At 67.0% G+C, this 1,250-nt stretch carries 1 protein-coding gene; it reads left to right on the top strand.

Annotated features, from left to right (window positions below; all coding sequences use genetic code 11):
- On the top strand, window positions 1–907 hold a 907-nt coding region (locus FFS27_RS32855), incomplete at its 5' end, for a PucR family transcriptional regulator (protein WP_137952561.1).
- Window positions 908–1,250: the final 343 nt, after the last annotated feature.

Here is a 1,250-nt window from a genome sequence, read left to right as displayed (position 1 = left end):
AGGCGAAGCGCTCAGCATCGGCATTCCTTCCGACCGGAACTGCCTGCTGATAGCCCTGGGCGAGCGGCTGCCGGACTACAGTCTCCTGCACCACCTGACGGCAGTGCTCGGCATAGAGATCGAACGGCTGCGCGTCGAAAGCGAACGCCACCTGCGCCTGGGTTCGGAATTGCTCGACGACCTGCTGCAACGACGGCTATACCGGGAACAAGCCGAGGAGCGGCTGGAGGAACTGCTGCCCGGGCTCGATCTCGACGATGCAGTCGTTTCCGTGGCAAGTTCCGAGGGGCTCGCGACCGACCCTATCGGTCTTTTCCGGGGCCACGACTCACGCCTGCTGGTTCGCGCGCAAGGCCAGGAAATCATTCTGCTGCACCAGGCCGGCCTCGCCTCGACACTGCAGGAAGCCCTGGACAGCTCGCTGGGCGTGAGCGCCCCGCTCCGTCGTGCCGAACGTTGCGCCGAGGCCTTGCGCGAAGCGCGCCTGGCCCTGGCCCACAGCCATTCCCGGCGGCCATTGTGTCGCTACGCGGAACTGGACGACGAGGCGCCTTGGCTACCCAGAAGCCTCGCCGAGGCCGAGCGGGCGTTCCGCCTGGTCCTCGGCGCCCTCCACGACTATGACGCGGCCAATGGCTCTGCACTGCTATACACGCTGCAGGTCTTTCTCGAGGAAAACAGGTCCTGGTTGAACGCCGCGCAGCGGCTACACATACACAAGCAGAGCCTGGTCTACCGGATACGCCGCATCGAGGAAATCAGCGGTCGCTCGCTGGACAGCACCGCCGATGTGGCGACCCTCTGGTTCGCCTTGCAGGCAACCCGGCTGTCGCCGGAAGCGAGGGGCAGGACGGCGAAGAGCAGCCTCCTGGAGCAGTCCGCGCACCATGGCGGCGACATGGACTGACGGCGGAGCCCGATACCTGGCGCTTGCAGGGCGACGCCGCCGCCAACAGGCGCGGCCAGGAACGGTTGCCCGGCAGGGGCGTGGCCTGTGGATGCCGGACCACGGTGCATCGCAGCGAGCGCCGTTGCGAATGCATTAATCCCCCTTGCTAGCTAGCCACCCCGCCGCTGGAGCGGCGCGGCCCGCGCTTCTAGGCTCGAACGGTAAGACGGAAGCCCATCGGCGCGGCGCAAAGGAGGCCTGCGATGCGTAACGGAATCGACGCTGTATCCGCCCCGCTACCCACCCTGTTCGTATCTCCGCCGGCGGTCTTCACCGCCTCCCTCGAGCGACTTCCCCCACG

Origin of the sequence: Pseudomonas sp. 2VD, assembly GCF_005503585.1 — a bacterium.
Taxonomy (GTDB): domain Bacteria; phylum Pseudomonadota; class Gammaproteobacteria; order Pseudomonadales; family Pseudomonadaceae; genus Pseudomonas; species Pseudomonas aeruginosa.
This window is presented reverse-complemented; position numbering and strand designations above follow the sequence as displayed.